Source organism: Reella acinonychis, assembly GCF_052384575.1.
Lineage (GTDB): Bacteria > Pseudomonadota > Gammaproteobacteria > Enterobacterales > Pasteurellaceae > JBQSUQ01.
In genome coordinates this window covers 17,468-41,711 of record NZ_JBQSUQ010000008.1, presented here as the reverse complement: position 1 = coordinate 41,711, position 24,244 = coordinate 17,468, and the positions used below count along the sequence as shown (strand labels likewise).

The window sequence follows — 24,244 nt, the reverse complement described above, 5'->3', positions numbered from 1 at the left end:
TAGGACACCGCCAGGTTTTTATTTAGTTAGTTTATTCAATGAGTAAATTAACTAAATAAAAATTATTTTGGCAGCAACAGTGCAGTAGCACCACCTGATCCCATGCCGAACTCAGAAGTGAAATGCTGTAACGCCGATGGTAGTGTGGGGCTTCCCCATGTGAGAGTAGGACACTGCCAAATATCAAATTTAGCGGAGTGGTAGTTCAGCTGGTTAGAATACCTGCCTGTCACGCAGGGGGTCGCGGGTTCGAGTCCCGTCCATTCCGCCAATCTTTTCCATACCAATAGGGGCGTAGTTCAATTGGTAGAGCACCGGTCTCCAAAACCGGGTGTTGGGAGTTCGAGCCTCTCCGCCCCTGCCATTTAATTCTTTCTTTATCATTTCCCCAAATTTATTTTTTATAAAATTATTCAATTTTACACCGCACTTTTATTATTTTTCTCCTCTATAAATTAAGTAAAAATAACAACTTATTTTTTTACATTGATATATGTCAATTTTATGCCATTTTTTTGCCTTGAATTATTAAAATCATCTATATATAGTGCCTTATCTTTTTAATGATACTATATATGGTGTTTTATGTCCTTTAATGTGATTAAGCGTGATGGCTATAAAGTTTGTTTTGATTTGCAACGAATTATCAATGCGATGAAAAAAGCTGCTCAGGCAGTTGATATTGAAGATGAACGTTATTTTTATTCTCTTGGTCAGCAAATTTGTGAGGTAATTTTTTCTCAACACCAACAAGAGATTGATATTAACCAGATCCAACACATCGTTGAAAATCATTTGATGAAAAGCAAATACCCACAGGTTGCAAGGGCTTATATTGAATATCGTCATGATCGTGATTTAGCAAGGGAAAAACGTAGCCACTTAACTCAAGAAATTGAGGGACTGATAGAACAGAGCAATGTGGCATTACTGAATGAAAATGCAAATAAAGATGCCAAAGTTATACCTACTCAGCGTGACTTATTAGCAGGCATTGTGGCAAAACATTATGCTAAGCGCTATATTTTGCCTAAAGATGTTGTAGAAGCCCATGAAAAAGGCGAAATTCATTATCATGATTTGGATTATGCTCCTTTCTTCCCGATGTTTAATTGCATGTTAGTTGATCTAAAAGGCATGCTAACGCGAGGCTTCAAAATGGGGAATGCGGAGATTGAACCACCTAAATCCATTGGTACTGCAACAGCGGTTACTGCACAAATTATTGCCCAAGTCGCTAGCCATATTTATGGCGGAACAACGATTAATCGTATTGATGAAGTACTTGCTCCTTATGTTCAACTTAGCTATGAGAAACATCTCAAAACTGCACAACAATGGCATATTGCTGCAGTAGAAGATTATGCTCGCGCTTTAACAGAGAAAGATTGCTTTGATGCTTTTCAATCTTTAGAGTATGAAGTGAACACGCTACATACATCTAATGGGCAAACGCCTTTTGTTACTTTTGGTTTTGGTTTAGGGACTTCTTGGCAAGAGCGATTAATTCAACAATCTATTCTTAAAAATCGTATTCGTGGGCTGGGTAAAAACCACAAGACGCCTGTTTTTCCTAAATTAGTGTTTACTCTTAAAAGAGGCGTTAATCAGTCTAAAAGTGATCCAAATTACGATATTAAACAATTAGCGTTAGAATGCGCTTCTAAACGAATGTATCCAGATATTCTCAATTATGATCAAGTTATTCAAGTAACGGGATCCTTTAAAGCCCCAATGGGATGTCGTAGCTTCCTTGGTGCTTATGAAGAAAATGGCGAATTAATACATGATGGGCGCAATAATTTAGGCGTTATTAGCTTAAATCTGCCCCGTATCGCCTTAGAAGCTAAAGGATGTGAAGATAAATTCTATCAATTATTGGATGCCCGTTTAAACATCGCTAAAAAGGCCTTGATGACTCGCATTGCTCGCTTAGAAAATACAAAAGCACGTGTCGCCCCTATTTTATATATGGAAGGCGCTTGCGGTGCACGTCTAAAAGCAGAAGATAATGTCGCCCAAATTTTTAAAAATGGGCGGGCTTCAATTTCTCTTGGATATATTGGCATACATGAAACTATTAATGCGCTATATGGGCAACATATTTATGATAGTGATAACTTACGTCAAAAAGGCATTGATATTGTTCGATATTTAAGTGAAGCCGTACAACGATGGAAGCAAGAAACGGGCTATGCATTTAGCTTATATTCCACACCAAGCGAGAATCTTTGCGATCGTTTTTGTCGTTTAGATACCAAATTATTTGGTGTGATTGAAGGGGTAACTGACAAAGGTTATTACACTAATAGCTATCATTTAGATGTGGAAAAGAAAGTTAATCCTTACGATAAATTGGATTTTGAAATGCCATACCCGTCTTTAGCTAATGGTGGTTTTATTTGTTATGGCGAATATCCAAATATTCAGCACAATCTCAAAGCATTAGAAGATGTATGGGATTATAGCTATGATCGCGTACCTTACTATGGCACCAATACACCGATTGATGAGTGCTATGAATGTGGGTTTACTGGCGAATTTAAATGTACCAGCAAAGGTTTTGTTTGCCCTAAATGCGGTAACCATGATAGTGATAAAGTATCTGTTACAAGACGTGTCTGCGGCTATTTAGGCAGTCCAGACGCACGCCCGTTTAATGCAGGCAAACAAGAAGAAGTGAAACGTCGAGTAAAACATTTATAAAATTAACCGCACTTTAGATAAATGAACTATCTTCAATATTATCCAGTGGATGTTGTGAATGGCGAAGGAACGCGTTGCACCTTGTTTGTGAGTGGCTGCACACATGCTTGCAAAGGTTGCTATAACCAAAAAAGTTGGTCTTTTACAGCTGGTGTTCTTTTTGATCAAGTGATGGAACAACAGATTATTAATGATCTCAAGGATACGCGGATTAAGCGTCAAGGCTTAACCCTAACAGGAGGTGATCCGCTTCATCCACAGAATCTTGAAATGCTTTTACCTTTTGTTCAACGCGTTAAAGCTGAATGTCCAGATAAAGATATTTGGGTTTGGACAGGCTATAAATTATCGGAGTTAGATGATTTCCAACAAAAAATTCTACCTTACATTGATGTGCTTATTGATGGTAAATTTGAACAAGAAAAAGCCGATCCAAGCTTAATTTGGCGAGGATCGGCGAATCAGGTGATTTATCGACTAAAAGAGTAAAACTGTTAGTTCAAAGTGCGGTTTATTCCATTAATGTTTTGAAATTATCATAAGGTAACCCCAATTGACTGCGAGCATCTCTCGCTTGTGGACAAGGGTAATAATTTGAAACCGCCTCTCTTTCTTTATATTTCTTCCAGTTATCGCCGATTTCAGCTAAACGTTTTACGCATTGATTATAATCTTGCTTTAAGCCATCATAATTTTGTACATAAGCGTTAATAATCTCTTTTCCTTTTTGCTTTTTTACTTTTTCAAAAATATGACATGCGGCTAATCTTCGACCATCATAAACACAAAATTTATCGTTTATTTTCTCTAGCTCTTGGAAAGGAATTGCATCGAAATGTGATTTACCCACTTCTGTGATCGCTTCTTCCCACACTGAGCAAGCGGAGAATTTACGTTGATCTCGCCCACAGTATTGTTTTTCTTGCCCAAGCAAGTCTGCAAACGTCAATTTTGTTAATTCCGCTTTAGCTTTTGACGTTTTTTCATCGTAGATCGATTTTAATGCACGACAAGGATAGTCGTCCTCACGAATATAATTTGTCGCACATTGAGTATTAACAAATTGACGAGTAAATTCTTGCCAATCTAACTGCCCAAATTCTTGATCTAATTTTTGTCTTGCTTCCTCAATAGCGGCTTTTTCTTTCGCTTCTTTCTCTAAACGTTCTTGTTCTTCCTTTTGCTTACGCAATTCTATGATTGCTTCTCTGCTTGCTTTACATTCAGGATCCTTCTCCGTTTTTTCAAAAGAGGATTTATCATTGCTCATAAAAGCATTGTCCATTGCTTTTCTACATTGCTGCCATTTTTGTTCAGCTTTATCTGGATTAGCTAAATAGTATTCTTTGTTCTTTTCTGAACAAGCAACCACTCCAAAGCATAAAATAAAGAGTATGATTTTTTTCATTTTTTATTCCTTTTAAATTATTGTGCTAAGCCATACTACCTAAACCAATCGCTGCCAATAGAATTGGAGAAGTAAATAAACCGACGAGAATTAAAACCCATGCCAAAATATTGACACCAATGCCTGCTAAGTTTTTATTTTTAAAAGCAATGATAGATCCTATTAATGCAGTGATCGCAGCAAGTGGGACAAATACAATGCCTAGGAATAAGATACCAAGTACCGCGAGAACACAAGCAATGATGCCTGCGACCATACCTGATTTAGCGTTGTTTTCCATTTTATTTTCTCCTCTGTATATTGTTGGCAAACCTAAAACAGGTTCAATTATATCTTGCACCTAAAATAGGTGCAATGACAAATTTAAGACTATCCATTCATTCAGAGCAACATATTTGGTTAAGGCAGCGCTTAATTAACCGACGTGTCGAGCTTAATCTTTCTCAACGTGCATTGTGTGAAAAAATGGGCGTGGTATCTTCTTTTGTAGGAAAAGTTGAAACTGGCGATCGGCGTTTGGATTTATTTGAATTTGTGGCTTATTGCAAGGGATTGGAACTTGATCCGATAGCGATTTTACGCGAAATCGAGCAGAGATTTGGTTAAAACATGAAAAAAATCCACCGCACTTGTAGAAAAAAGTGCGGTGGATTTTTGTTGAGTTTTAGAGTTTTTCGACTAATTGAACCGCGGCACCAATGTAGGTTGCAGGGGTTAATTGTTGTAAACGTACTTTTTCCTCTGCAGGAATATCTAGTTTTTCGATAAACTCACGCATTGCTTGTTCATCTACACGTTTACCACGCGTTAACTCTTTTAATTTTTCGTATGGTTTTTCAATGCCATAGCGACGCATTACGGTTTGAATTGGTTCAGCCAACACTTCCCAGTTTTGATTTAATTCATCACGTAAATGTTGCTCATTGACTTCTAATTTGCTGATACCTTTACGGGTTGCTGCATAGGCGATTAAGCAATAACCTAAACCAACGCCGAGGTTACGTAATACGGTTGAGTCGGTTAAATCACGTTGCCAGCGAGAAATTGGTAATTTTTGACCTAAATGTGTCATCACTGCATTCGCAACGCCTAAGTTACCTTCTGAATTTTCGAAGTCGATTGGGTTAACTTTATGGGGCATTGTGCTTGAGCCAATTTCCCCTGCAATTGTGCGTTGTTTGAAATGGTTTAACGCAATGTAGCCCCATAAATCGCGGTCAAAATCAATAATGATTGTATTGAAACGTACTACGCAATCAAAGAACTCTGCAATATAGTCGTGTGGTTCAATTTGAGTGGTGTATGGGTTCCAGGTGACGCCTAATGAAGTCACGAATTCTTGGCTGAATTTGTGCCAGTCGAGATCGGGATAGGCTGATAAGTGTGCGTTATAGTTACCCACTGCACCATTGATTTTACCAAGAATATCAATCTGTTGTAATTGTTTGTATTGGCGACGTAAACGATAGACCACGTTCGCCATTTCTTTACCCATTGTGGTCGGCGAAGCGGGTTGACCATGAGTACGAGAAAGGAGCGGAATTTCTTTATATTCGTTTGCCAGGCGAGTAATTTCATCAATTAATTTTTGCCATTCAGGTAAAATCACTTCTTCGCGTGCTGTTTTGAGCATTAAAGCATGGGATAAATTGTTGATGTCTTCTGAAGTACAAGCAAAGTGAATAAATTCACTGACAGCTTCAAGCTCAGGAAGTGCGGTGCTTTTTTCCTTTAAAAAATATTCTACAGCTTTTACGTCGTGGTTTGTGGTGCGCTCAATTTCTTTAATACGCTCCGCATCTGCCAAGCTGAAATTGGCAACGATTTGGTCGAGGTAATCGTTTGCTTCTTTTGATAAAGCTTTGACTTCTTCAATTTGTGTAGTTGCTGCTAATTTTTGTAACCAACGAACTTCAACGGTTACGCGGAATTTTAATAAACCAAATTCGCTAAAAATGCTGCGTAATGCAGTCGTTTTATCTTGATAGCGACCATCAATAGGGGAAAGTGCTGTTAACGCATTGAGTTGCATATAAATTTTACTCCGTTAAAGTGAATCGTAAATTTGTTGTGCCGCATCAGCGATTTTGCGGCGAGAGAAAAGTAATTGCCATTTTGAGCCACCAAGTTGCTGCCATAAAATCGCAGAACGAATACCTGCTAACAAACAGGCTCGAATACGATTTTGTATACTTGATTGCTGTAAATAAAGGGACGATCCCATGATTTGTAATCGTTTACCTAGCGGACTAATTATATCGGTATACATCATTGCCAGCTTTTCTAACATTTCATCATCAAATAAATGGAAATGTTCAAGCTGAGTAGGTAAATATTGAATACGACGCGCTAGTTCTGCTTTATTTTGTGGCTGTTTCTCAAGTTTGGCAGCCAAGCCCAAAAGCCCCAGCCAATAGCGTGCTAGCTCAGGATTTTGCGCATTAAGTTGTTCTAATAGTGTGCTGAGACCTAATTTTAAGTTTTTTTCTGTCCCGCCATAGATAGACAATACATTTTCAGGTTGTGTTTGTAGCAAGCTGTAAAGGCTTGTTTCTAATGCCTCTGTATCAGCTTGTCCATTATGAGCAAATTGTTGAACTAATTTTGCACTTTGACATACGCCAGCCAGCGCTAAAGTAATATCGTAGTAATTCGTCGCCATTATTGGTATTAAATGCCTTTAAAATAGGCGCTTAATATAGCATTTATCTATTTTTTTTTAAAGTTAAACTCTAGTTATAATGTCGTCTAGTATTTAGCATGATAAAACAATGCGGTTATTGAGTGCTTAATGTTCATTAATGGCGCCTAATTTTTTATCTAATTATCTATTTCTTGATTTATCTCATATTTTTCTACTTATATCTGCATTGACCTTGAAGTTACTTCATATTTTATTATCACAATCACCAATAATTTGTTTAACAAGGAGAATGACAATGAAAAAAATGGCTGTTGTTTTAACCGCACTTTTTGCAAGTGCTATGGCGAGTGCACACAATGTATGGCTTGAACCAGTGAAAGGGGAAGCGGATCAATATGTTGTAAAATTTGGGCATGAGGAAACTGAAAGCTATCCAGAAAGCAAGTTAAAAGCAGTTAAATTGTTGGATGCGATGGGTAAAGTAACACCTGCTAGTGTACAATTTAAACAAGGTGAAGCTTATTTTGCTGCACCAAAAACATCAATTGTATTTGTGAAGTTTGACAATGGTGTTTGGTCGAAATTACCAAGTGGTAAGTACGTAGAAAAAACGAAAAAAGAAGAACCTACAGCGGTGCTTAGCATTAATCCTGTGAAATTTGGTAAAGCTATTTTAGCTTGGGATGATTTAGCTTATAAAGCACATCAAATGAAATATGAGTTAGTTCCTCAAGCAATGCCAAAAGCAGGTCAACCAATGGATATTTTGGTGTTAGTTGATGGTAAACCAGCGAAAGATATTAAAGTGGGTTTAGGTGAAGATCATCCTTATAATCTCACTAACGAAAAAGGTATTGCACAATTCACACCAACTGCGGGTTACAACAAAGTGTGGGCTGAATTCGAAGAAAAAGTGGCAGAGAATCCAGACTACAACGAACGTAGTATTGAATATATGTTAACTTTTGATGTGAAATAAATGAAAAAAGTTTTAATTATTTTAACCGCACTTTTGGCTGTTTTCAGCCAAAGTGCGTTATCACATAGTTTGTATGTGATCGCCCAATATGATGGCAAACAAATTACGGGTAAAGCCTATTATTCTGATATGACACCCGCTGCGGAAACCTATGTAGAAGCTTATCCTCAAGGTCAGCAAGATAACATAGTGAGTGGCAAAACAGATGAAACGGGTCGCTTTAGCTTACAGGCTTCGGGTGAACATCTGTTTAAAGTCGTGGTTGAAGGAGAAGAAGGCCATCGAGCTACTGTGATCGCTAACCGTATTCATCAGCAAGCGGCAAATAATGATAACGCTTTGATTTTATTACGCGAAGATATTGCTCAATTAAGAGATAAAATTTATTGGCGTGATGTGATCGGCGGTATCGGCTATATTGTTGGCATCATTGGTTTATGGGCGTTGTGGCAGTCACGCCGCACATTAACCTCAGGCAAGAGAGACTAATATGCATTTATCTGAAGGTGTATTACATACCCCAACATTGATCACTGGTGCTGTACTTGCAGCTGTTGGTGTATTTGTTGGTTTACGCCAAATTAAAGCAGAACAATTTTCCTTAACTGCGTTGTTTTCTGCCGCTTTTTTTGTTGCTAGTACAATACATATTCCAGTGGGGATTGGCAGTGTTCATTTAATTTTAAATGGCATGGCGGGATTATTTCTCGGTTGGGCTGTGTTTCCTGCATTTTTAATCGCCCTATTATTACAAGCATTATTTTTCTCATTCGGTGGTTTGGCTGTATTAGGTGTGAACTTGTGCATTATGGCTTTTCCTGCCGTCTTAGTGTTCTATTTATGTCGCCCTTTGGTAAAGATAGAAAGTTCTCGTCAGCAGAAAATGATAGCCGGCATTTTAGCGGGTATTCTTGGTGTGGGTGGTGCTGCACTTTTTGCTTCTCTTGTGCTGACCTTTGATGGTGGAAAAGCGTATTACGATTTAATTGTGCTGCTACTGGTTTCCCATTTACCTGTATTTATTGTGGATAGCATAATTAGTCTTGTAGTGATTTTATTATTAGCCAAAATGTCGCCTGCAATTTTCTGTACGAACCAATGAAATTTCCTTTTTTTCAACCGCACTTTCGCTTAATTTATGCTTTTTTGTTAAGCTTGCTCATAAGTGCGGTGCAACATATTCCACTTTTAGTGGCACTCAATGGAGTGGCACTAGTTCTGTTTATTTCATTGATTTTTTATTTCCGTAAATCATTAATGACTTATGTGAAATTGTGGTCAAAATTACATATTTTTACTCTCTTACTTTGGCTGACATTAAGTTGGAAAATTAGCCCACAAGGTATCATCCTCAATCCAAAAGGTATCAATCTCGCGTTATTAATGAGCTTGCGTATTAATTTAATTCTGATCTTATTGTGGACTTTGTTGCTCAACATCAATGACAGCATTTTACTGCAAGCTATTCAACGGCTTCCTCTACCAAGAAAATTGGTTTATTTATTCGTTTTAACCGTTCGTTATATTGCGGTATTTAAAGAATTACATCAAAATATGGATATGGCAATGCGAGCGAGAGGTTTCCAAGCGAAATTTAACGCTCGCACATTTTATGTCAGTGCGCAGCGAGTGGCGTTATTACTCATTCATGCCATGATGAGAGTGGAACGGACGGAAATGGCATTGAAAGCGCGTGGCTTCCAACTTCAGCAAATAACAAAAAAGAATGGCTAATATTTTACAAGTAAATCAACTTCATCTTCATCGCAATGGACGAGCGATAATTTCTGATTTAAGTTTTTCATTAACCTCACAACAATGCCTGTTTTTGCAAGGCGAAATTGGTTGTGGTAAATCCACTTTATTACATGCATTATTGGGATTTTTACCTATTTCTCAGGGCGAAATTCAGTGGTTTGGTAATCATTGCCAGAAAGAAGCTGATTTTGTACCGCTAAGAGGCAAAATTGGCATTTGTTTTCAAAATGCTAGTGAACAATTATTTGGACCAACCGTATTAGATGATGTGGCTTTTGGCCCTTTAAATCAGGGAATGGATAAGCAACAAGCCTATGATATTGCATTACAACAATTAGAACGACTTGATATTACTAGATTGAAAGATCGCTCAGTGAATACGCTATCGGGCGGTGAGCAGAATTTCACTGCTTTAGCTGGCGTATTGGCAATGCAACCGCAAGTATTGCTGTTGGATGAGCCGACAAATGGTTTGGATAGCAAAAATATCCAAAAATTGACCGCACTTTTGAAGCAATTACATCTTCCTATGATTATTGCTTCACATGATCTTAATTTTACCGATCAGCTGGCGGATAGCCGATTGTATTTCACAAGAGAAGATTAAATGATAAAAAAGCGACTTAAGTCGCTTTTCTTATGTGAGTTTCTCGAAAAAGTGCGGTGAAAAATCAGATCTTTTTGACCGCACTTGAAACAGATTATTTAATTTGTGATTCGATAATCCCACCGCCAAGACAAATCTCGCCTTGATAGAATACTGCTGATTGCCCTGGTGTAACCGCAATTTGAGGCTCATCAAAACGGACTTCAATGCAATCATCATCAATCGGCGTAATTTGGCAAGGAATATCTGTCTGACGATAGCGAGTTTTTACCGTACAACGTAAGGGCTCACGAATAGGTTGACGATTAACCCAATGTAATTGTTGTGCAATCAAACCTTGAGAAAGCAATGCCGAATTATCTTGCCCTTGGGCAACGATCAGTTCGTTATTGATCAAATCTTTTTCCACAACATACCATGCGTTCTCGCTCATTCCTTTAATTCCGCCGATACCAAGCCCTTTGCGCTGCCCTAATGTGTGATACATTAAGCCATCATGACGACCAATAATCTGTCCATCAATGGTACGAATATTGCCTGATTGTGCAGGTAAATAACGCGCTAAGAAGTCTTTAAATTTACGCTCGCCAATAAAGCAAATACCGGTTGAATCTTTTTTCTTTGCAGTTACTAAGCCGAGATCTTCCGCGATGGCGCGCACAACTGGTTTTTCTATTTCACCTACAGGGAATAAACTTTGCGCTATCTGTGTTTTACTTAACGTATAAAGAAAGTAGCTTTGATCTTTATTATTATCTAAACCGCGTAATAATTGACATTCGCCATTTTGTTCGCCACGACGCACATAATGACCCGTCGCAATATAATCTGCACCTAAATCTTCCGCTGCATATTCTAAGAAAGCTTTAAATTTAATTTCTTTATTACAGAGAATATCAGGATTTGGCGTGCGACCTGCTTTGTATTCAGCAAGAAAATGCTCAAACACATTGTCCCAATATTCCGCTGCAAAGTTGATTTTATGCAGTTTAATGCCTAATTTATCACATACAGCTTGAGCATCAGCTAAATCAGCTGCCGCAGTGCAATAATCCGTATCATCATCTTCTTCCCAATTCTTCATAAACAAGCCTTCCACTTGGTAGCCTTGTTGTTGAAGAATAAAAGCAGACACTGAAGAATCCACGCCGCCTGACATACCACAAATAACTTTCTTTTTGGCATTTTCTGCCAACTCAAGTGCGGTTAATTTTGGAAAATTTTTTTCGTAGGTTTTTGACTTCATTATTATTCTCGCAAATATCGTTTTGCTAATTGATTAGATAATTCTTCTATCTTATCTTTCTTAGCTAACTGCTCGATCCACTCTTTTGGGATTTCATTAAAACCATATAATAGAGCTGCTAATCCACCCGTTACTGCTGCGGTTGTATCTGTATCTTCACCCAAATTCACGGCTTTTAACACTGCTTCTTTATAGTTGTTTGTGGTCAGTAAACACCAAATACTTGCTTCTAAAGTGTGCATCACATAACCACTGCTGTAAATGTCGTCTGAAGAGAATTTCCAGATGTCATCGCTTAATAAACGAGAGAAATGTGTAAGTTCTTTTGTGGCTCCAATGTGATGGATAAACGCTTGAATTGGATTTTTTAACTGTTGGTAAATTTCAAATTTATCTTTTCCATCAAGCAGGAATCTAGCAAACTCAATGTAGTATAAACAAGCCAGGTGGCTACGAATATGCCCGTGAGTAAATCCCCCAACATCACAAACCTTGGTGAATGTGTCATCTAAAGATGTGTTTTTGACTTCAAACACCAATGGTAAAATTCGCATCAATGATCCGTTGCCATTATCTGTTTCTGCTTGACCACCCGAATCTCTAGGAGAAATGCCTTTATCTAATTTCATTAATGCTTGCAATGTGCCTCTACCAATATCGAAAACCTCTTCATATGGTGTCCAATAAGCTTCATTCATCCATTTAAATGAAGTTCGGGCAATATCATCTAAATCATATCCTTTAGAAAGGGACTCTGCTAAGCAAAAAGTCATTGAACTATCATCAGACCAAGTGCCTTTGGGCTGATGATAAGTGCCATATTCCAACATTTTCGTCACAGGGTTTGACTGTAAATACTCACGGCTTTCAAATTCAACAGGCACACCTAAAGCATCCGCCACAGCAACACCAAATAATACAGCTTTCGTTTGTTCGAAAAGAGAATGTTCTGAATTCATATCGATTCTTGCTCTGTCAGTTATTTCACTTCATAAAACTGCGGTTGTTTTTTAGCGAATTTTTCTTCGTATTCTGCTTTTGCTGCTTCATCGCCTGCGTCTAATTTGGCTTTAAGATTATCGCAAGGTTCATCGCAATCGCAGACTTTCTTCATACCTAATGCTGAGATACCGCCACAGCTACCTGCAATTTTTTTCTTCTGGAAAATATAGCCGATTGCCATACCAAGAATAACAAAGATAAAGATAGCAAATGTGATTAAAAAAAGTTTCATAATCTGACCTTATTGTTGATTAATTAATTGACTAAATGCGGATGACATTTTGTTTTCAAATCCTTTTTCTGTTTTGACGGTTAAGTAGATTGGGATTTTGTGCTGTTCTGCCACTTGCAATGCTTTTTCTGCGCCTAAGACATAAAGTCCTGTGGATAAGCCGTCTGCTGTCATAGAGCGGTTTGCCAATACGGTAATAGAGGCTAAATTATGTTGAATTGGCCGGCAAGTGTTTGGATCTATTTCATGTGAGAAACGTTGCCCGTTATCTTCAAAATAGTTACGATAATCGCCAGAGGTTGCCATGGCAAAATCTTTTAATCCAATCACTTGAGAAACGCTGCGTGAGCCATCAAAATTTGGTTTTTCGATCGCAATTTGCCAATCTTTTCCTTCCGTATTTTTGCCATGAGCACGAATTTCGCCACCAATTTCAACCAGATAGTTTTCGGCTCCCATGGACTGAATATAATCAGCAACGAGATCGACGCCAAAACCTTTGGCAATAGATGACAGATCAATATAAAGTTGTGGCACCGATTTTGTGAGGAAAAACTTGCCGTTCTGTTCGGTGAGCTTGACTTTATCAATACCTACCCAAGCCTTACGTTCTGCAATTTGCTCCGCTGTTGGTGCTTTTTCTACACGTTTTTCAGGACCAAATCCCCATAAATTCACGATAGGGCCCACAGTTACATCCAATGCGCCTTGTGTCACCGTATTTAATTCAATAGCTTCCGCGACAACTCGAGCTAAATCCGCGGATACCTCAATGGGTTGATTGGTTAAGGGATTTTTATTAAATAAGCTCAGCTCTGAGTCGGGAATATAGGTAGACATTTTGGCATTCACATCTTTCAAAATTGCTTCAATGCCTTGGTGCATTTGTTCTGCATTTTGTTTTAATTGGGGATTATCCATATATTTTATATGGTAAGTTGTGCCCATGGTTTTGCCTTCAAGGGCAATTTGTTGTGCTGGTTTTTCGCAAGCAATTAATAATAAGCTGAGAAGGCTTGCGTAAATCCAATGGGGTATCTTTCTCATGTTCACTGAGACTCCTTAAAAACTAAGAAAATAAATGAAAAGATAGGGAATACATTTTCATTTATTTTCTAACGTGGAATACAAGCGGTCAGATTCTGCAAAACTTTACAAAATCTGACCGCACTTTTTTAGATGTTATGAGGGATTAACCACCGAAATCATCTAATAAGATGTTTTCATCTTCAACGCCTAAATCTTTTAACATATTGATTACCGCGGCGTTCATCACTGGTGGTCCACACATATAGTATTCACAATCTTCTGGCGCTTCATGATTTTTCAGGTAGTTTTCATAAAGGACGTTGTGAATAAAGCCTGTGTAACCATCCCAATTATCTTCTGGAAGTGGATCAGAAAGCGCCACATGCCATACGAAGTTGTCATTTTCAGCTTGTAAGCCGTCAAAGTCTTCGACATAGAACATTTCACGTTTAGAACGTGCACCATACCAGAATGACATTTTACGTTTTGATTTCAAACGTTTTAACTGGTCAAATATATGTGAACGCATTGGCGCCATACCTGCACCACCACCGATAAATACCATTTCATTGTCTGTTTCTTTGGCGAAGAATTCACCGAATGGACCAGAAATAGTGACTTTATCGCCTGCTTTTAATGACCAAATATATGAAGACATTTGACCTGGCGGTACATCTGGATTACGTGGTGGTGGCGTTGCAATACGCACGTTTAGCATAATGATACCTTTCTCTTCTGGGTATGATGCCATTGAGTAAGCACGCACAATATGCTCGTCCACTTTTGATGTATAACGCCATAAATCAAATTTATCCCAGTCTTCATGATATTCTTGTGGAATATCGAAGTCTTTGTAATGCACTGTGTGTGGGTCAGCTTCAATTTGAATATAACCACCCGCGCGGAATGGTACTTCCTCGCCTTCAGGAATGGCCAATTTAAGCTCTTTGATGAAGGTTGCTTTGTTGTCGTTAGAAATAACAGTACATTGCCATTTTTTTACACCAAAGATTTCTTCTGGTAATTCAATATCCATGCTGCTTTTCACGTTTACTTGGCAAGCAAGGCGATAGCCTTCTTTCGCTTCACGTTTAGTAATGTGTGAAAGTTCTGTTGGTAGGATTTCACCGCCGCCAGATTTTACTTTAACGATACATTGACCACATGAGCCACCGCCACCACAAGCAGATGAAACAAAAATCCCTTTGCTTGCTAATGCGCCTAATAATTTGCCGCCAGCAGGTAAAGTAATAGCTTTTTCTGGATCTTCGTTGATCGAGATAGTGATATCGCCAGAGTCCACTAATTTAGATTTAGCGAATAAGATAACTACCGCAAGTACCAATACAAGGGCAGTAAATACGCCAATACCGAAAATAAAATTACTATCCACGATATGCTCCTTATAATTGAATACCTGAGAATGACATGAAACCTAATGCCATTAAGCCTACGGTGATAAAGGTAATACCTAAACCGCGTAAACCAGCTGGTACATCAGAATATTTCATTTTTTCTGTTAAACCAGCTAATGAAACGATAGCTAGCATCCAACCTGTACCGGCACCGATACCGTAAACAACAGATTCAACGAAATTGTATTCACGTTGCACCATGAAAGATACGCCACCGAAAATTGCACAGTTTACTGTAATCAATGGTAAGAAGATCCCTAATGCACTGTATAAAGCAGGGAAGAACTTATCCAAGATCATTTCAAGGATTTGTACTAATGCAGCAATAACACCGATGAATGTAATAAAGCGTAAGAAGGTTAAATCAATACCTTCAACAAGTGCGCCATCTTTTAAAATATGGGTATAAACAAGTTGGTTTACAGGCACAGCAATACCGAGAACAACAATTACTGCAATCCCTAAACCAAATGAGGTGGATACTTTCTTTGATACCGCTAGGAATGTACACATACCTAGGAAGAAAGAAAGAGCCATATTTTCAATAAAGATAGACTTTACAAAAATACTTAATAAATGTTCCATGGATTATTTCTCCACCTGTTCAGGTTTCCAAGTTCTTAGGCCCCAGATTAAAAAGCCGATAATAAAGAACGCACTTGGTGCTAATAAGAATAAGCCGTTTGCTTGATACCAACCACCATCTTGAACAGTTTGGAATACGGTAATACCGAAAATCTTACCTGAACCAATCAGTTCACGTAAGAATGCCACAATGACTAAGATCACACCGTAGCCGATACCATTACCTAAACCATCAACAAAGCTGGCTGCTGGTGGCTCTTTCATTGCAAAAGCTTCTGCACGTCCCATTACGATACAGTTAGTAATAATTAAGCCAACGAATACCGATAATTGCTTAGAAAGTTCGTAAGCAAAAGCCTGTAATACTTGGTCAACAAGTGTTACTAATGAAGCAATGATAGCCATTTGAACAATAATTCGAATGCTATTTGGAATATAGTTACGAATAATTGAGATAAAGCAGCTAGAAAATGCGGTTACTAAACTTACCGCAATTGCCATTACCACTGCGGTCTCAAGTTTGGTTGTTACTGCAAGTGCTGAACAAATACCCAAAATTTGTAACGCAATTGGGTTACTATCCGCGATAGGCGATAGTAATAATTTTTTCATATTTGAATTAGCCATTAGTTTGCCCCCGCTTTAATTTTGGCAAAATATGGACCAAAGCCGTTTGGACCAAACCAATAATCAAATGAACCTTGAACACCATTTGTGGTTAAAGTTGCACCTGAAAGACCATCAATACCGTGTTCTGCATCTGCTGAAGCATTTTTACCGATTTTGATCGCCACTTGGTTTTGTGCGTCGTAAAGTTTTTTACCCACAAAGTATTTTTGCCAGTTAGGGTTAGCAATTTCACCACCTAAACCCGCGGTTTCACCTTGTTCATAGTAGGTAATCCCTTTTACAGTGTTTAGATCTGGTTCAACTGCAACAAATCCGTACATCACAGACCATAAACCGTTGCCATACATTGGTAATACATATTGAGTTACTTCGCCTTGATCATTTTTCACTAAATACACTTCAGCAAAATTTGCACGTTTTTTAATACCTGCTTTATCATCAGCTGGTGCAATATCAATATGTTGTCCTGCAACTTTAACTGCATTTTTTGCGTCAAAGTTAGTTACATTGTCCAAATATTCACCTGTGGCTAAATCAACGATTTTAGGTTCAATATTTTTAGCATAGATTGCTTTAATATCTGTACTTTTTGCTTTAGCTGGTAATAGACCTGTAACACTTAAAATATTTTTTTGCTTATCTAGCAACTTTTGCTCATCTTGAGTCGATTTTAAACCTACTGCAGTAGCAGCTACGATAATAGAGCAAACTAAGCTGACAAGCACAACTACGAGAATTGTACCGCCAACACTATCTTTATTGAATTTAGCCATTGCGTGCTCTCCGACGTTTGATATTTGCTTGAACCACTAAGTAGTCGAAAATTGGAGCAAATAAGTTTGCGAATAAGATAGCTAACATCATCCCTTCTGGATATGCTGGGTTTACAACACGAATTAATACCGCCATAAAACCAATTAATAAGCCATACCACCATTTACCTGTATTGGTGAATGAAGCTGATACAGGGTCGGTTGCCATAAAGAACATACCGATTGCAAAACCACCTAATACAAGATGCCAATGCCATGGCATAGAGAATAATGGGTTTGTAGCTGAGCCAATTAAGTTAAATAGGGTAGAAGTTAATACCATACCTAAGAATACGCCAGCAATGATACGCCAAGAAGCAATGCGAGCAAAGACGATGATTGCACCACCAATGATTAATGCTAAAGTTGATACTTCACCCATAGAGCCAGGGATATTACCTAAGAACGCATCCATCCAAGTGATTGGTTGACCCGTTGCAACGTGTTTTAATGCTGCTTCGCCACCTTGTGCCCATTGTGAAAGTGCGGTTGCGCCAGAGAAACCATCTGCAGCCGTCCAAACAATATCACCAGAAATTTGACCTGGATAAGCAAAGAATAGGAATGCACGGCCTGCTAATGCTGGGTTCATGAAATTTTTGCCTACACCACCAAACACTTCTTTTGCTACAACTAAACCAAAGGTAATACCTAAAGCCGCCTGCCATAATGGTAATGTTGGCGGAACGATAAGAGCAAAAAGAATAGTAGTAACGAATAAACCTTCGTTTACTTCATGGCCACGAACAACGGCAAACACAACTTCAATTAATGAACCTAATGCAAAAACTGTGAGGTAAATCGGTAAAAAGAATACCGCACCTAATGCCATTTTGCTGCCAATGCCTGCTGTTGTCGAAACATCAATACCTAACAATTGCACAAGTGCATAGTGCCAGTCATTTGTTGCTAATGCCTCAACTGTTGTACCTAAATGTGCAATGGCATTAATAGATTGTTGACCTACGTTATACATACCATAGAAAACTGCTGGGAATAATGCTAACCAAACAGTAATCATCATACGTTTTGAGTCAATCGCATCACGCACGTGAGTGGTGTTTTTAGTGACTGTCCCTGGTGTATAAACTAATGTAAACATTGCCTCAAATAGAGGGTAAAGTTTCGCATATTTGCCACCAGGTAAAAACGCGGGTTCCATTTTTTCAAAAAGATGTTTTAAACCCATTTTTAACCTTCCTTCTCAATCTTATCTAATGCTTGACGTAAGAGTGAACCGTAGTCGGTTTTACCCGGACAAACAAAAGTACAGAGTGCTAAATCTTCTTCTTCTAACTCTAAACAACCGAGTGCTTGAGCTGAGTCTGTATCGCCCGCAGCAAGATCACGTAATAATAAAGTTGGTAAGATATCTAATGGCATAACACGCTCATAAGAGCCAATTGGTACCATTGCACGATCGCCACCATTAACTGCGGTGGTAAAATTGAATAATTTACGACCAAAGTGACCTAAAACGGTACGTGTAATTGAGTACTTACTTGCTTGTGGTGTAATCCAACCCATAAATTCTTTGTCGCTACCTTCTGCAATAACAGAAACTTGTAATGCATAACGACCTAAATAGTTATGTGGACCTTCCGCTTTCTTACCATGTAATACAGAACCAGAGATAATACGATTTTGTCCTTCATTTAATTCATTTTCTGTTAATTGAGAAAGATTCGCACCAAGGTGTGTATGAATTAAACGAGGCGATTTGACTTGTGGACCTGCTAATGAAATAACACGTGTTGTATAGATCTCACCAGTGGTGAACAATTTACCGAATGCGATGACATCTTGATAGTTTAAATGCCATACCTGTTTAGTTACGCTAACAGGATCGATAAAGTGAATGTGAGTACCCACTAAACCCGCTGGATGTGGACCGCCAAAATCATGAATTGCAAGGTTTTCAATATCTGCTGTTGGGATATTTGTGTCGCCAGCTTTACATAAATGGATTTTGCCATTTGGATGTAGGCGGCTTAACACAGTCAAACCATACACAAAATCTTGCCAATGTTCTTTTAGGACTACTTCTGGGTTTGCTGATAATGGATTGGTATCCATTGCATTTACGAAGATTGACGCAGGAACTGCATCAACTGCGGGTACTTTACCAAATGGGCGCGTACGTAATGCTGTCCATAAGCCAGAGGCTTGTAAATTTTGACGCACTTGTGTTTCGCTTAATTGGCTCAATGCAGCAACATCGTATTTATCGAAAGTAACTTGTTCATTACCTTCAACACGAATTACCACAGATTGTAATACTCGCTTAGCACCGCGATTAATCGCAGAAATAGTACCGCTAGCAGGGGCAGTAAATACAACGCCAGGATTCTTTTTATCTTCAAAAAGTACCTGACCTTTTTTCACTACATCACCTTCACGTACCTTCATTGAAGGACGCATACCTACATATTCTTCGCCAAGCAAGGCAACTTCAGTAACGGCATTGCCGCTACGGATTACTTGTTCTGGTTTCCCTGCAATAGGAAGATCCAAGCCTTTTTTAATCGTAATCATTGTTTGCACTACTTTTCGTTAGGTTTAAAAATTAAGCCACTATTTATAAAAAATTAAAAATAATGACCACACATTGAGTAATGGTTTTGTAAAACCATAAAAATAAAAACTCAAATTCTGTATTTGCCCCAAAATAAAGACAAAAATAACAACCTATTCTAACTAAAAATCGACATTTCTTCTACTTTAACACCGTATTTTTAGTGATATTTGGCTAAAAAATGAGAGTTTTTGCAAAAATACTTCTAAAGAGTTATACGCCAATTCCAGTACAATTTGGTGATTGTGGATATTGTTGGCCTAACGCTTGCCATTCTGCTAGCGTATAAGTATGTAAAGCAAGGGCGTGTATGCCATTTTCGAGATCTGCGGAAAGAAATTGATAAATTAAACGATGGCGCGCCACTTTGCTGATATGATCGAATTTATCGCTTACTAGGACAATTTTGAAATGTGAATCACCGCCGCGTCCTGAACGGTGCATGTGGCTTTCATTCTCTACATGAACAAAGTGCGGTGTAAATTCTTGCGTTAATCTATCGATCAGCTCTTGTTGTTTGGTCATTTGATTCTCCATGAATAAAAAATTTGCTAAGAAGGCTATACATTATAAAGTAAGTTTGCAAGAATAATGCGACGATTATTTTACATTGAGGACATATTATGAAATTACGCAAACCATTTTCGTTGGTAGCACTGGTGGCAAGTAGTGTTTTATTGGCTGCTTGTGCTGATAAACCGAGCAATACGCTTCATTTTTCGCCAGCATCGCCAACAGCAACCGTTGCATTTAACACAATGAATCAAAAAGCCATTGTTAATGTGGTCACAAAAGATGAGCGTGCGCAGCCGGAAATATCTAGTTACACATCTTCTGGTTCATTATTAAAATTATCTGCTTCGCCAGAAGTGGCTAAACTATTTCAACAGGTGGTACAACAAGATTTAAATGCGAAAGGCTTCCGCTTAGCTAGTGCAGAAGCGAATACGCAATTGTTAGTACGAGTAAAAGAGTTTTACGCTCAGGTTGATGAAGGCAATCTTCGTCATAAAATCTCTTCACGCGTACAATTAGAAATTCATGTGCAAGGCGTGAAAGGCAATTTCACCAAAAATATTGGTGCAAGTCGTGTCGATGAAGGTGTGCTAGGTGTGAATAATCTCGATATCCAAAAAAGTTTGACCTTAACCTTACAGGATGTGGTGAGAGGATTGCACAAAGACAGAGAAATTGCTGATGCGATTTATCGTTATAGTAATTAATGAAACCTAAAAAGAAAAATGGACGCTTAACGTCCATTTTTTTATTACAAAAACTGTTTTATTTTACACCGCGGTTTTGTAGGCTAGGTTGAACAAAATATTGCTTATCTTCCCAACGAAGTAACGTCATTCGATTGCCCCAAGCACAGCCTGTGTCTAACGCATAAATATTATTTGGAACAGGCGTATCCACTAAACTTGCCCAATGTCCAAAAATAATCTGCTCTTGTTTAAATAATGGATTATCTAAGTTGAACCAAGGGCTGAGATAGTCTGGGGCTTGTGAAACAGGCGATTTACATTCAAAATCCAAACGATGATCGCTATAGCAAAAACGCATACGCGTGAACACATTGATGATATAACGTAAACGAGAAATGCCTTGTAAATCCGTTTGCCAGCGATCTGGTTGGCTATCGTACATTTGAGCTAACAAATCAGGGTATTGCTCTGAACTGAGCACTTGTTCAACTTCTTTTGCGCAATCCATCGTAGTTTGCAAATCCCAATCAGGTGAAATACCCGCATGAGCAAGACAGAACCCTAATTGTTGTTGATGAATAAATAGTGACTGGCGGCGTAACCAATCCATTAATTCTTCGAAATCTTCCGCAGCGAAAATCGCATCGACTTTATCCCAAGGTTTGACTTTTTTTATACCAAGTGCGGTGGAAAGTAAGTGTAAATCATGGTTGCCAAGCACTGTTTGTGCTGCATTACCCAAGGATTTAACAAAGCGTAAACATTCCAAAGATTTATCGCCTCTTGCCACTAAATCACCAGTTAAGTAGAGATGATCTTTTAGAGGATCAAATTGGACTTTTTCTAATAAAAGTTGCAATTCGTCATAGCAACCATGTAAATCACCAACAATATAATTCGCCATAATTAGTCTTCGGAGTCAATTATTTCTGCATTGTCCATTTCGGGAGGATTATCATATAACCAATTTGCTAAGCGTGCATAATCTGCAATGCTGAGATTTTCTGCTCGTGCATTCAAATCAATATTAAGTGCGGTTAAATTTTCCGCAGAAATTAAACCAGATAACGCATTACGTAAGGTTTTTCGTCTTTGGTTAAAAGCTTGGCTGGTTACACGATTAAGCCAATATAAATCCTTAACAGGATGAGGTAAGGTTTCATGTGGAATTAAGCGCACAACCGCAGAATCCACTTTGGGTGCAGGTTTAAACGCTGTTGGTGGCACTTCTAATACAGGCATCACTTGGCAAAAATATTGCGCCATAATCGTTAAGCGGCCATATGCTTTGCTATTTGGCGCTGCACATAAGCGTTTTACCACTTCTTTCTGCAACATAAAGTGCATATCTTGAATTTTGTCGTGGAACTTAAATAAATGGAACATCAATGGTGTAGAAATATTATAGGGGAGGTTACCAAAGATTCTTAATTTCAGTCCTTTCCCTTGACATTCTTCTTTCTCGTAAAGTGAGCCAAAATCAAATTGCATCGCATCCGTTTCAATTACGGTTAATTTTTGATGTAAGAAAGGATGATGGCGTAATCGCTCAGCAAGATCGCGGTCCAATTCGACAACGGTTAAATGATCAATTTGATCCGCAACTGGTTCGGTTAAAGCACCTAAACCGGGACCGATTTCAACTAAAAATTGATTTTTTTGTGGATAAATGGCAGCAACAATGCCCTGTATGACATTGTCATCATGTAAGAAGTTTTGCCCAAATCGTTTACGGGCGGTATGACCTAAATGTTTTTTGGAATTCATAATAATGTATGTATAAAAATAAAAAGGGTGGGCATTGCCCACCGAAAAATTATCTTACTAGATATTTGATTTCAGCACCTTTACGTAAGGCTTTAACCCAATCTTTTGCTTCATCTTGAAGTTGCTGATTAACTAAGGTTTCATAGGCTTTTTGGCGGAATGCATTTTCGCTTACCTCGCCATCACGACTATCCATTACTTCTAAAATATGCCAACCAAACTCGGTTTTAAAAGGCGCAGAAATCTGTCCTTTTTTGGTTTTTCTAATGGTATTGGCAAATTCAGGTACATAGCTATCTGGTGCTGTAAAACCTAAGTCACCGCCATTTGCACCTGATAAGTAATCTTTTGAATAATCTTTCGCTGCTGCAGCAAAAGTTGTTTTACCCGCAAGGATATCAGAACGAATTTCAGTTAATTTTGCTTTAGCTTGTGCGTCATTTAACATTGGATTTAATTTTAACAAAATATGGCGCACTTGGTAATGCGTTGTTGTTAACGCTTTTGTATTACCACTATTTTTTGCATTTTCCCACATTTGTTTGCTGAGTGCTTCAACGTCTTCTCGGCTAACATCAATGTGTTTGCCAATGCTACGGTTACGCACTTCAGACATTAAAATTTGGTTACGAATGTTGCTACGGAATTTTTGTAATGAAATACCTTGGTAGTCTAAAACATCAAGGAATTGTCCATAGGTTAAGCCATTTTGTGCGGCAATATTACGCACAATTTGATCAATTTTTGCCGCGCTGACATTAACGCCAGATTCTTTAATAGCTTTTTGTAACAGCATATCATCAATAATGCTGTCCAATGCTTTCATTCGGTTTTCTTCTGTATTTGCACGTTTTCCTAAAGCACGTTTTAGTTGGCTTTCTAAGATTGGTGCGCCATCAACGGTGGCCACCACTTGTTCTACCGCTTGTGCAGAGGTTGAAATAGCAAAGGCACTGATCGCCACTACAAAAATTGATTTTAAAGACATAAGTTTCATATTTATCCGTTGGTACAGTTAATTAAAGACAATGGGTTAGATTATGTACTTCAAGAAAAGTTCCTTATTTTGACAATAAAGCCACTTCATAGCAACTGTCAAATTTCATGGTACGAACTTGAACTTTCTCACTGCGACTGGTGGGTACATTTTTACCCACATAGTCAGCTCGAATTGGCAATTCACGATGACCTCGGTCAACAAAAATCACTAATTCTACCTTTGCAGCACGCCCAAAATCCGCTAAAGCATCTAATGCTGCGCGAATGGTGCGACCGGTAAAAAGTACATCATCAATTAAGATTACCGTTTTATTTTGCACGCTAATATAGTCAGAAGAACCATGATAAATTGGTGCTTGGCTTGGTTCTGCATACTCTAAATCATCACGATAAAAGGTGATATCTAAATCAATAGAGGGCAATTCTTTCTGTGTTAAATCGGTAATTTTACGCTTGATCAATTCGGCAATTTCAGCACCGCGACGCTTAATGCCAACGATCACAATATCGTCTAAATTTTGATGTTTTTCGATGATTTCATGTGAAATTCGCGAAATAGTGCGAATAAATTGGTCTTCATCAATAATGATCTTTTCCATAAAACCCTTCTTTATTGGCGAGGAAAATTAAATTGGTGTTACTATA

General features: G+C 38.3%; 28 protein-coding genes, 2 tRNA genes and 1 rRNA gene. 12 read left to right on the top strand and 19 right to left on the bottom strand.

The annotated features are described in order from the left end of the window. Positions 1-66 precede the first annotated feature (66 nt). From rrf to nrdG, 5 genes are all read left to right on the top strand, one after another. Positions 67-182 (top strand): 5S ribosomal RNA (gene rrf / locus ACT2CV_RS05145). A 12-nt stretch (positions 183-194) separates the two neighbouring features. Further along, positions 195-271, top strand: a tRNA-Asp gene (locus ACT2CV_RS05140). Positions 272-288: 17 nt separating this feature from the next. Further along, positions 289-364 (top strand) — tRNA-Trp (locus ACT2CV_RS05135). 221 nt (positions 365-585) lie between these two features. Next, a complete protein-coding gene (gene nrdD, locus ACT2CV_RS05130; RefSeq protein WP_464973031.1) occupies positions 586-2,706 on the top strand; it encodes an anaerobic ribonucleoside-triphosphate reductase in 2,121 nt (706 codons plus the stop codon). A gap of 21 nt (positions 2,707-2,727) precedes the next feature. Further along, positions 2,728-3,195, top strand: a complete 468-nt coding sequence (gene nrdG, locus ACT2CV_RS05125) for an anaerobic ribonucleoside-triphosphate reductase-activating protein (RefSeq protein ID WP_464973030.1) — start codon at positions 2,728-2,730, stop codon at positions 3,193-3,195. Positions 3,196-3,217: 22 nt separating this feature from the next. Here the strand turns inward: nrdG and ACT2CV_RS05120 are convergent, their stop codons facing one another. Beyond that, complete coding sequence (locus tag ACT2CV_RS05120) at positions 3,218-4,114, bottom strand: EexN family lipoprotein (RefSeq protein ID WP_464973029.1); 897 nt, start codon at positions 4,112-4,114, stop codon at positions 3,218-3,220. Positions 4,115-4,139: 25 nt separating this feature from the next. Next, complete coding sequence (locus ACT2CV_RS05115) at positions 4,140-4,394, bottom strand: hypothetical protein (protein ID WP_464973028.1); 255 nt, start codon at positions 4,392-4,394, stop codon at positions 4,140-4,142. A gap of 74 nt (positions 4,395-4,468) precedes the next feature. On the opposite strand from ACT2CV_RS05115, the gene ACT2CV_RS05110 reads away from it, so the two are divergent. Next, the gene (locus ACT2CV_RS05110) at positions 4,469-4,720 is read left to right on the top strand and encodes a helix-turn-helix domain-containing protein (protein ID WP_464973027.1); all 252 of its coding nucleotides are present in this window, start codon (positions 4,469-4,471) and stop codon (positions 4,718-4,720) included. 58 nt (positions 4,721-4,778) lie between these two features. Here the strand turns inward: ACT2CV_RS05110 and purB are convergent, their stop codons facing one another. Both purB and hflD read right to left on the bottom strand, forming a co-directional pair. Next, complete coding sequence (gene purB, locus ACT2CV_RS05105) at positions 4,779-6,146, bottom strand: adenylosuccinate lyase (RefSeq protein ID WP_464973026.1); 1,368 nt, start codon at positions 6,144-6,146, stop codon at positions 4,779-4,781. 15 nt (positions 6,147-6,161) lie between these two features. After that, positions 6,162-6,776 (bottom strand): high frequency lysogenization protein HflD, encoded by a 615-nt coding sequence (hflD, locus tag ACT2CV_RS05100; RefSeq protein ID WP_464973025.1) that lies wholly within the window; start codon positions 6,774-6,776, stop codon positions 6,162-6,164. A 271-nt stretch (positions 6,777-7,047) separates the two neighbouring features. Between hflD and ACT2CV_RS05095 the strand changes: the two genes are divergently transcribed. The 5 genes from ACT2CV_RS05095 to ACT2CV_RS05075 are packed head-to-tail and all read left to right on the top strand — an operon-like array spanning position 7,048 to position 10,102. Next, positions 7,048-7,737, top strand: coding sequence for a DUF4198 domain-containing protein (locus tag ACT2CV_RS05095; RefSeq protein ID WP_464973024.1), 690 nt, complete (start codon positions 7,048-7,050; stop codon positions 7,735-7,737). After that, positions 7,738-8,226, top strand: a complete 489-nt coding sequence (locus ACT2CV_RS05090) for a carboxypeptidase regulatory-like domain-containing protein (RefSeq protein ID WP_464973023.1) — start codon at positions 7,738-7,740, stop codon at positions 8,224-8,226. A gap of 1 nt (position 8,227) precedes the next feature. Then, positions 8,228-8,839 carry a cobalt transporter CbiM gene (cbiM, locus tag ACT2CV_RS05085; RefSeq protein ID WP_464973022.1) on the top strand — a complete coding sequence of 204 codons (612 nt, stop codon included), beginning with the start codon at positions 8,228-8,230 and terminating at the stop codon, positions 8,837-8,839. Beyond that, entirely contained in the window at positions 8,836-9,471 is a 636-nt protein-coding gene (locus ACT2CV_RS05080; protein WP_464973021.1) for an energy-coupling factor transporter transmembrane component T family protein, read from the top strand. Before cbiM ends, ACT2CV_RS05080 begins: the two co-directional genes overlap by 4 nt. A 1-nt stretch (position 9,472) precedes the next feature. Next, positions 9,473-10,102: an energy-coupling factor ABC transporter ATP-binding protein gene (locus ACT2CV_RS05075; protein WP_464974032.1), complete on the top strand. Its 630-nt coding sequence runs from the start codon at positions 9,473-9,475 to the stop codon at positions 10,100-10,102. Positions 10,103-10,196: 94 nt separating this feature from the next. Here ACT2CV_RS05075 and mnmA read toward each other — a convergent pair whose 3' ends face one another. The 11 genes from mnmA to ACT2CV_RS05020 all read right to left on the bottom strand — a co-directional run bounded on the left by mnmA (position 10,197) and on the right by ACT2CV_RS05020 (position 20,153). After that, positions 10,197-11,348: a tRNA 2-thiouridine(34) synthase MnmA gene (mnmA, locus tag ACT2CV_RS05070; protein WP_464973020.1), complete on the bottom strand. Its 1,152-nt coding sequence runs from the start codon at positions 11,346-11,348 to the stop codon at positions 10,197-10,199. 2 nt (positions 11,349-11,350) lie between these two features. Continuing rightward, a complete protein-coding gene (locus tag ACT2CV_RS05065) occupies positions 11,351-12,307 on the bottom strand; it encodes an ADP-ribosylglycohydrolase family protein (RefSeq protein ID WP_464973019.1) in 957 nt (318 codons plus the stop codon). 20 nt (positions 12,308-12,327) lie between these two features. After that, the gene (gene nqrM / locus ACT2CV_RS05060) at positions 12,328-12,582 is read right to left on the bottom strand and encodes a (Na+)-NQR maturation NqrM (RefSeq protein WP_464973018.1); all 255 of its coding nucleotides are present in this window, start codon (positions 12,580-12,582) and stop codon (positions 12,328-12,330) included. A 9-nt stretch (positions 12,583-12,591) separates the two neighbouring features. After that, positions 12,592-13,629: an FAD:protein FMN transferase gene (locus ACT2CV_RS05055; protein WP_464973017.1), complete on the bottom strand. Its 1,038-nt coding sequence runs from the start codon at positions 13,627-13,629 to the stop codon at positions 12,592-12,594. Between the two features lie 145 nt (positions 13,630-13,774). Continuing rightward, positions 13,775-15,004 (bottom strand): NADH:ubiquinone reductase (Na(+)-transporting) subunit F, encoded by a 1,230-nt coding sequence (gene nqrF / locus ACT2CV_RS05050; protein WP_464973016.1) that lies wholly within the window; start codon positions 15,002-15,004, stop codon positions 13,775-13,777. Between the two features lie 10 nt (positions 15,005-15,014). Further along, complete coding sequence (gene nqrE, locus ACT2CV_RS05045; RefSeq protein WP_464973015.1) at positions 15,015-15,611, bottom strand: NADH:ubiquinone reductase (Na(+)-transporting) subunit E; 597 nt, start codon at positions 15,609-15,611, stop codon at positions 15,015-15,017. 3 nt (positions 15,612-15,614) lie between these two features. Continuing rightward, a complete protein-coding gene (locus tag ACT2CV_RS05040) occupies positions 15,615-16,238 on the bottom strand; it encodes an NADH:ubiquinone reductase (Na(+)-transporting) subunit D (RefSeq protein WP_464973014.1) in 624 nt (207 codons plus the stop codon). Next, positions 16,238-17,014, bottom strand: coding sequence for a Na(+)-translocating NADH-quinone reductase subunit C (locus tag ACT2CV_RS05035; RefSeq protein WP_464973013.1), 777 nt, complete (start codon positions 17,012-17,014; stop codon positions 16,238-16,240). Before ACT2CV_RS05035 ends, ACT2CV_RS05040 begins: the two co-directional genes overlap by 1 nt. Continuing rightward, positions 17,007-18,242, bottom strand: coding sequence for an NADH:ubiquinone reductase (Na(+)-transporting) subunit B (locus ACT2CV_RS05030; protein ID WP_464973012.1), 1,236 nt, complete (start codon positions 18,240-18,242; stop codon positions 17,007-17,009). The genes ACT2CV_RS05035 and ACT2CV_RS05030 overlap by 8 nt, the downstream gene beginning before the upstream one ends. Positions 18,243-18,244: 2 nt before the next feature. Continuing rightward, a complete protein-coding gene (locus ACT2CV_RS05025) occupies positions 18,245-19,588 on the bottom strand; it encodes a Na(+)-translocating NADH-quinone reductase subunit A (protein WP_464973011.1) in 1,344 nt (447 codons plus the stop codon). Positions 19,589-19,841: 253 nt separating this feature from the next. After that, the gene (locus tag ACT2CV_RS05020) at positions 19,842-20,153 is read right to left on the bottom strand and encodes a BolA family protein (protein WP_464973010.1); all 312 of its coding nucleotides are present in this window, start codon (positions 20,151-20,153) and stop codon (positions 19,842-19,844) included. 98 nt (positions 20,154-20,251) lie between these two features. Between ACT2CV_RS05020 and ACT2CV_RS05015 the strand changes: the two genes are divergently transcribed. Beyond that, positions 20,252-20,851, top strand: a complete 600-nt coding sequence (locus tag ACT2CV_RS05015; RefSeq protein ID WP_464973009.1) for a YajG family lipoprotein — start codon at positions 20,252-20,254, stop codon at positions 20,849-20,851. Positions 20,852-20,909: 58 nt separating this feature from the next. On the opposite strand, the gene apaH is transcribed toward ACT2CV_RS05015, so the two are convergent. The 4 genes from apaH to pyrR form a co-directional block, all read right to left on the bottom strand. After that, positions 20,910-21,737: a bis(5'-nucleosyl)-tetraphosphatase (symmetrical) ApaH gene (gene apaH, locus ACT2CV_RS05010; protein ID WP_464973008.1), complete on the bottom strand. Its 828-nt coding sequence runs from the start codon at positions 21,735-21,737 to the stop codon at positions 20,910-20,912. Positions 21,738-21,739: 2 nt separating this feature from the next. After that, positions 21,740-22,600 carry a 16S rRNA (adenine(1518)-N(6)/adenine(1519)-N(6))-dimethyltransferase RsmA gene (gene rsmA, locus ACT2CV_RS05005; RefSeq protein ID WP_464973007.1) on the bottom strand — a complete coding sequence of 287 codons (861 nt, stop codon included), beginning with the start codon at positions 22,598-22,600 and terminating at the stop codon, positions 21,740-21,742. Between the two features lie 49 nt (positions 22,601-22,649). Beyond that, the gene (locus tag ACT2CV_RS05000; RefSeq protein WP_464973006.1) at positions 22,650-23,597 is read right to left on the bottom strand and encodes a peptidylprolyl isomerase; all 948 of its coding nucleotides are present in this window, start codon (positions 23,595-23,597) and stop codon (positions 22,650-22,652) included. Between the two features lie 64 nt (positions 23,598-23,661). Further along, on the bottom strand, positions 23,662-24,198 hold the full coding sequence (pyrR, locus tag ACT2CV_RS04995) for a bifunctional pyr operon transcriptional regulator/uracil phosphoribosyltransferase PyrR (RefSeq protein WP_464973005.1): 537 nt from the start codon (positions 24,196-24,198) through the stop codon (positions 23,662-23,664). Positions 24,199-24,244 lie beyond the last annotated feature (46 nt).